A 6,349-nucleotide genomic window follows, 5' to 3' on the forward strand; every position below is an offset into this window, starting at 1 on the left:
CTTCACCGGGGTCGTCACCTGCACACCGATCTTGAGGTCCCCCCGACCGCTGCCGCGCAGGTGGGTCACTCCGCGATCCTTGATCGTGATGACCTCGGCGCTCTGCGTGCCCGGTCGGATCTCGACCGAGACGTCTCCGTCGAGAGTCTTGAGCGTCGTCTTGGTGCCGAGGATGGCATCCGTCATCTGCACTTCGAGCGTGGCGAGGATGTCATCACCGTTGCGGCTGAAGACGTCGTGGTGACGCACCTTGATCTCGAGGTAGAGGTCGCCGTTCGGGCCTCCCGCCGGGCCTACCTCGCCCTGGCTGGGCAGCTGGAGGCGGAGGCCGGTGTCGACCCCGGCCGGAATGTCCACCGGGATCGTGCGGCGGGCGCGGACGCGGCCCTGGCCCTGGCAGGTGGGGCAGGGGTTGGGGATGACCGTGCCGTAGCCGCGGCAGGTGCCGCACGGGCTCGAGGTCATCACGTTGCCGAGCAGGCTGCGCACGGCGCGCTGGATCTGGCCGCTGCCGCGGCAGATGTCACAGGTCACCGGCTGCGTGCCCGGGGCGCAGCATGAGCCGTTGCAGGTCTCACAGAGCACGGCCGTGTCGACCTCGACGTCACGCGTGGTGCCGAAGATGATCTCGTCCAGGTCCACCTCCACCCGCACCAGGGCATCCTGTCCCCGCTCGCGCCGGGAGCGCGGCCCGCGGCTCGTGCCGCCGCCGAAGAAGGTCTCGAAGATGTCGCCGAAGCCGCCGAAGTTCGCCCCACCCCCGCCGCCGAAGCCGGCCTGCGGGCCGAGGTCGTACTGCTGGCGCTGCTGCGGGTCGGACAGCACGTCGTACGCGTGGGTCACGAGCTTGAAGCGCTCGGAGGCGTCCGCCCCGGGGTTCACGTCGGGATGCAGCTCCCGTGCGAGGCGGCGGTACGCCTTCTTGATCTCGTCAGTCGTCGCTTCGCGCCCGACACCGAGTACTTCGTAGTGGTCAGCCAATCCAATTCCTTTGCATTCTCGGCGCGATCGTGGTCGGCCCGAAGGCCGGCCACCGCGCCGATGTCATTCATTCCTCGCCGAGAAGGCGGGAAAGATAGCGGGCCACGGCTCTCACCGCGGCGATGTTGTTCGAGTAGTCCATTCGAGTCGGACCGATCACGCCGAGCCGGGACAGCTCGCCTCCGGATGCCGTGTACCCCGTCGTGAGCACCGAGGTCTCGCCGAGACCGAACTGCGCGTTCTCGCTTCCGATGCTCACCGAGAACCCGTTCTGGTCGGGTTCCATCTCGCCGAAGAGTCGCAGCAGGGTCACCTGCTCCTCGATCGCCTCGAGAACAGGGTAGATGCTTCCCGTGAAGTCTTCCTCCGTGCGCACGAGGTTGGCCGCACCGGCCATGACGAGCTTGTCCTGGCGATTGGCGAGCACCTGCTCGATGAGCGAGGTGGCGATGTGCCTCACGGCCGGAGCCTGCTCCGGCGGGAACTGGTCGGCGAGCGTCGCGAGCCTCTCGGCGGCCTCGGCGAGCGCGAGCCCGCCCAGCGACGAATTCAGCCTGGTGCGCAGCCGGTCGAGGAATTCCTCGTCGAGGCCCGGCGCCACGTCGATGAGCCGCTGTTCGACGCGGCCGGTGTCGGTGATCAGCACCGTCATCATCCGCGTGGCGGTGAGGCGCACGAGTTCGACGTGCCGGATGCGGGAGCGGGTGAGCGACGGATACTGCACGAGCGCCACCTGGTGGGTGATCTGGGAGAGCAGGCGCACCGTGCGCCCCAGGACCTCGTCGAGGTCGGCGGATGCCCCGAGGAACTTCTCGATGGCGGTGCGCTGGGCCGCGCTCAGCGGGCGCAGGTCGGCGAGCTGGTTGACGAAGACGCGGTAGCCCTTGTCGGTGGGGATGCGGCCGGACGACGTGTGCGGCGCGGCGATGAGCTCCTCCTCCTCGAGCAGCGCCATGTCGTTGCGGATGGTCGCCGCCGACACCCCGAAGGAATGGCGGTCCACGATCGACTTCGAGCCGACCGGTTCCCGGGACGCCACGTAGTCCTGCACGATGACCCGGAGTACGTCGAGACCACGCTCTGACACCATCCAGCACCACCTCCGGTCTTTAGCACTCGCGACTGCAGACTGCCAATTGTACCGCGACACGCTGCGACGCAGGCATTGCACACGGAGCGAGACGCGCAGTACCTTATGCATGTACTCGCACACGAACTCTTCTCACCGAGAATGGCGACGGCGCGAGCGCACCAAGGCCCTGTTCACATGGCCGGGCCGCCCACTCGAAAGGCAACGCACATGACCGAACCGACACCGCAGCCGATGGCTCCCCAGCCCGCTGCGCCTCTCACGGCCGCCGAAGACAAGCAGTGGGCCTCCTTCGCGCACTTTGGCGGAGTCCTGTGGTTTCTCCCGGCGCTCATCATCTTCCTGGTCTTCAAAGACCGCGGGACGCTGACCCGGCAGGAATCCAAGGAAGCCCTCAACTGGCAGATCACCTGGATCGGTGCGTGGATCGTGCTCCAGATCCTCTGGGTCATCACGGCCGCGGTGTTCTTCCCTATCGCCCTGCTGATCGGGTTCCTGCAGTTCGCCCTTTACGTGGTGAACATCATCTTCTCGATCCTCGGCGGCGTGAAGGTCAACGGCGGCGGCAGCTACCGTTACCCCGTCGCACTTCGCCTCATCAAGTAGCTCGGTATCGGGTGCCCGGGAGCAGCGCTCCCGGGCACCTTGCTTTAATGGGGTCATGTCCGAAACCACAACTCCCCCCGGCAGCCCCCACCAGACCGTCCAGCCGATCAAACCGGCAGACGAGAAACTCTGGGCGACGCTCATCCATGTGGGCGGCATCTTCTTTCACTTCCTGCCCGCGCTCATCGGCTACATCGTGCTCAAGGATCGCGGGGCGTTCGTTCGCCAGCACACGACGGCGGCGCTCAACTTCCAGCTCACGGTGCTGCTCGGCTACGTGGTCGGCCTCTTCACGATCTGGTTCCTCGTCGGCGCGCTCATCCTCGTGGCGGTGGCCGTGGTCAACATCGTCTTCTGCATCGTCGCCGCGGTCGCGGCCGACCGCGGAGAGCGGTACGTGTACCCGATGGCGATCAAGTTCATCGGTGACTAGCGTCTACTCGTCCAGCAGCCGGCGCACCACGGCGTCGGCGAGCAGCCGACCCCGCAGGGTCAGCCGGATCGTGCCGCGCAGGGCGGCCGCCCCATCCACCAGGCCGTCGCCGATGAGACCGGCCACGGCGGTGCGCGCGGGGGCCGGGAGTTCTGACACGGCGAGTCCGTCGCGGATGCGGGTGCTCAGAAGCACCCGCTCCACCCGTCTGGTCTCCTCGTCGAGGGTCTCGCGACCCGCCGCCGGCGAGTTGCCGGCCAGGATGCGCTCGGCGTAGGCGGCCGGATGCTTCACGTTCCACCAGCGCACTCCCCCGACGTGACTGTGGGCGCCCGGCCCGACGCCCCACCAGTCGTGGCCCTGCCAGTAGGCGAGGTTGTGACGGGAACGCTGATCGGCGGCGCTCGCCCCCACCGTGGGAAGCGCGCCATCCGCCACTCCGGCCGGCCTCGACCAGTTGCTCACCTCGTACCAGTCGTAGCCGCTCGCCTCGAGCAACTCGTCGGCTAGCTCGTACATGTCGGCCTGCAGGTCTTCGTCGGGCTGGGCGACCTCGCCGCGCCGGATCTGCCTCGCCAGCTTCGTGCCGTCCTCGACGATGAGCGAGTACGCGGAGAGGTGGTCGGGATGCTGCGCGAGCGCGTGCTCGAGGGACACGCGCCAGTCCTCGAGCGACTCGCCCGGTGTGCCGTAGATGAGGTCGAGGCTCACCGCGAGCCCGGCCGCGCGCGCCCACTCCACGACGAGCGGCACCCGCTCGGGGTCGTGCGTGCGTTCGAGGGTCGCCAGCACGTGCGGCACGGCGGACTGCATGCCGAACGACACCCGGGTGAATCCGGCGGCGGCAAGAGCGAGGAGGTACTCCGCATCCACCGAGTCGGGGTTCGCCTCGGTGGTGACCTCGGCCCCGTCGGCGAGCCCCCAGGTATCGCGCACCGCCGCGAGCATGGCGGCGAGGTCCGTCACGGGAAGCATGGTCGGCGTGCCCCCGCCGAAGAACACGGTCGAGGCGGGCCTCGGCGGCAGTCCGGCGCGGTCGAGGATCCGCCTGCCCATGGCCATCTCGGCGATCGCCTGGCCCGCGTAGTCGGTGCGTTTCGCACCCCGGAGCTCGTCTGAGGTGTAGGTGTTGAAGTCGCAGTATCCGCAGCGGACCCGGCAGAACGGCACGTGAACGTAGACACCGAAGTTGCGCTCGGCCGCACCGACCGCCGCGCTCGAGGGCAGAGTGCCGTCGAGGGGCGCCGGATCGGCGAGAGGGAGGGCGCTGGGCATGGGTTTCATTCTCCCCGATGCCGTGCGGCAACTCGGCCGTCTACGCCGGGCAGGCGACCACCGGCCCGTCCGCACCCGTCGACGCCTTGATCGCCTCGATGCCCTCAATCAGCGTGGACGTCGTGGGATCCTTCGCGAGAGTGTCCCGCACGGGCGCGACCGCTCGCTGGATCGCGGCGAGCTGATCGGGGCTCGCGGCTACAATGGAGTGACCGGCGTGGCACCAGCGCGCGGCGGCATCCGATTCGGTCGGCAGGTTGACTATCGCCCAGCTCTGGGTCTCCGCGGCGGCCAGCCGAAGAACCGCGCGCTGCGACGGGGTGAGCGCTGCGAACGACGCGTTGTTGACAATCAACACATTGAAATTCGAGGACCAGACGACGTTTCCGGTGGAGATCGAATAGGGATCACGCCCGTAGTCGGAATCCTGGCCGCGCTGGGTCAGCAGGTCCTGTTGATCATCGACGGTGCGGGCGCCCAGCGCCTGGTAGAGCATGGTGCTCGCCGCAGATGTCGGCACCCGCATCACGGCGCCGCCGAATTGCTCGAGGCTGTCCATCGGCGCTTCGTAGCCGAATGGATGCCGCAGTTCGTCGGGGTAGATGCTCAGGCCCGTGACGCCGACGGAGCGCAGTCCGGAGAGCAGCGTGGGCTGCAGTGGGCTCGTCACGACGGCCGCAGCAAGAGACTCGTCGGTGATCAGCATCGGCGTGCTCAGCGCCTGCAGGCTGGTCACGCCGAGCGTGTCCCACGCTCGGGACGGGATCAGGCCGAGGGGCAGCTTCCCGTCGATCACCTTTCTGGCCGCGGCCTGGTCCCAGTCGTGCACGAACCCGCCGTTGACGTGCCAGGCCGGCTCGACGACGAGGGACCCCGCCGAGAGCCCGGCAACACGACGCGCGAACTCGGTGATCTGGGTCGACGAGACCTCGCCGGGGCCGTCGTCCGTGGAGAGTCGCAGCGTCAGCGGTTTCGGAGGAGGCGAAACCACGCACCCGGAGAGAACCAGGGCACAGATCGCCACGGCGACCACGCGCCAGACACGGACCCGACTTGGGACGGCGTGACGCATCGATTCTCCCAACGATGACGAGCACGCTACCCGATCGGCGGCGCCGTGTCACGAGAATCAGGGCGACTCGACCGGTCCGGAAAGCGACTCGAAGTACCGGCGGGTGTAGTACGCCTGCGACGCCCGAAGCACGGGGTAGACGAGCCACCACAGCGCATTGGCGGGCCGCGAGAACGCGCTGATTTCGAGCCACACCGATCCGTCGTCGGTCTGCTCGACGATGAACGACTCCTCGCCCTCCTCCGGATGCCCGGGAAGGGTGCCGTAGGCGAACCCGCGGCGCTGCGGCTCGTCCACCACGTAGACGACCCTGGCCGGCGCCGACACCCGCAACGGGCCGAAGGGGATGGAGAGCAGCGCGGTGGACCCCGGTGCGACGAACGGCATGCCGTCCGGACCGAAGACCACCTCGTCGGCGTCCGCCCCGACCTGGCTCGCGATCGGAGCCCCCGCCGGGTCGAACGAGACGGGAACGTAGGTCTGGTCGGTGACGGCGGCCGGGGCATCCACCAGCTCGACGTGGAATCCACTGTTGACCTGGATGCCCCAGGAGAGCACCGTGGTCCAGGCGTGGCGCCAGCGGTCCTCGCCGTGGCCGACACGCACCCGTTCGCGGTACGGCCGATACCCGGCCGGGGCGTTGTCGAGCAGGTCCGCCGCCTGGGTCGCGCCGACCGCGGCGTACGTGACGGGGCGTTCCCAGAGTGGGAGCCTCGACATCTACTTCTTTTCCTTCTTCTCCGTGTCCCCGGAGAGGGCGGCGATGAACGCCTCCTGGGGTACCTCCACGCGGCCCACCATCTTCATGCGCTTCTTGCCCTCCTTCTGCTTCTCGAGGAGCTTGCGCTTGCGGGTGATGTCACCGCCGTAGCACTTGGCCAGCACGTCCTTG

At 68.4% G+C, this 6,349-nt stretch carries 8 protein-coding genes; 2 read left to right on the plus strand and 6 right to left on the minus strand.

Translation table 11 applies throughout. From position 1 onward, the window contains the following. Together dnaJ and hrcA are read right to left on the minus strand one after the other, a co-directional pair. Positions 1-981 (minus strand): molecular chaperone DnaJ (gene dnaJ / locus ACHZD8_RS02730; RefSeq protein ID WP_394768595.1); only part of this gene is annotated, 981 nt, incomplete at its 3' end. A 67-nt stretch (positions 982-1,048) separates the two neighbouring features. Then, positions 1,049-2,071 (minus strand): heat-inducible transcriptional repressor HrcA, encoded by a 1,023-nt coding sequence (gene hrcA / locus ACHZD8_RS02735; protein ID WP_394768596.1) that lies wholly within the window; start codon positions 2,069-2,071, stop codon positions 1,049-1,051. A 210-nt stretch (positions 2,072-2,281) separates the two neighbouring features. Here hrcA and ACHZD8_RS02740 point away from each other — a divergent pair, with 210 nt between their 5' ends. Both ACHZD8_RS02740 and ACHZD8_RS02745 read left to right on the plus strand, forming a co-directional pair. Continuing rightward, the gene (locus tag ACHZD8_RS02740) at positions 2,282-2,677 is read left to right on the plus strand and encodes a DUF4870 domain-containing protein (RefSeq protein ID WP_394768597.1); all 396 of its coding nucleotides are present in this window, start codon (positions 2,282-2,284) and stop codon (positions 2,675-2,677) included. Between the two features lie 55 nt (positions 2,678-2,732). Then, positions 2,733-3,110: a DUF4870 domain-containing protein gene (locus tag ACHZD8_RS02745; protein WP_394768598.1), complete on the plus strand. Its 378-nt coding sequence runs from the start codon at positions 2,733-2,735 to the stop codon at positions 3,108-3,110. A gap of 3 nt (positions 3,111-3,113) precedes the next feature. Here ACHZD8_RS02745 and hemW read toward each other — a convergent pair whose 3' ends face one another. The 4 genes from hemW to ACHZD8_RS02765 form a co-directional block, all read right to left on the minus strand. Continuing rightward, on the minus strand, positions 3,114-4,385 hold the full coding sequence (gene hemW, locus ACHZD8_RS02750) for a radical SAM family heme chaperone HemW (RefSeq protein WP_394768599.1): 1,272 nt from the start codon (positions 4,383-4,385) through the stop codon (positions 3,114-3,116). Positions 4,386-4,425: 40 nt separating this feature from the next. Then, on the minus strand, positions 4,426-5,376 hold the full coding sequence (locus ACHZD8_RS02755) for a TRAP transporter substrate-binding protein (RefSeq protein WP_394768600.1): 951 nt from the start codon (positions 5,374-5,376) through the stop codon (positions 4,426-4,428). A 138-nt stretch (positions 5,377-5,514) separates the two neighbouring features. Then, positions 5,515-6,177: a DUF1990 family protein gene (locus tag ACHZD8_RS02760; RefSeq protein WP_394768601.1), complete on the minus strand. Its 663-nt coding sequence runs from the start codon at positions 6,175-6,177 to the stop codon at positions 5,515-5,517. Then, a partial coding sequence (locus ACHZD8_RS02765; protein WP_394768602.1) for a hypothetical protein occupies positions 6,178-6,349 on the minus strand: 172 nt, incomplete at its 5' end. It lies immediately after the preceding gene.

Origin of the sequence: Lacisediminihabitans sp. (genome assembly GCF_043726815.1) — a bacterium.
In the GTDB taxonomy this organism is placed as follows: Bacteria; Actinomycetota; Actinomycetes; order Actinomycetales; family Microbacteriaceae; genus Lacisediminihabitans.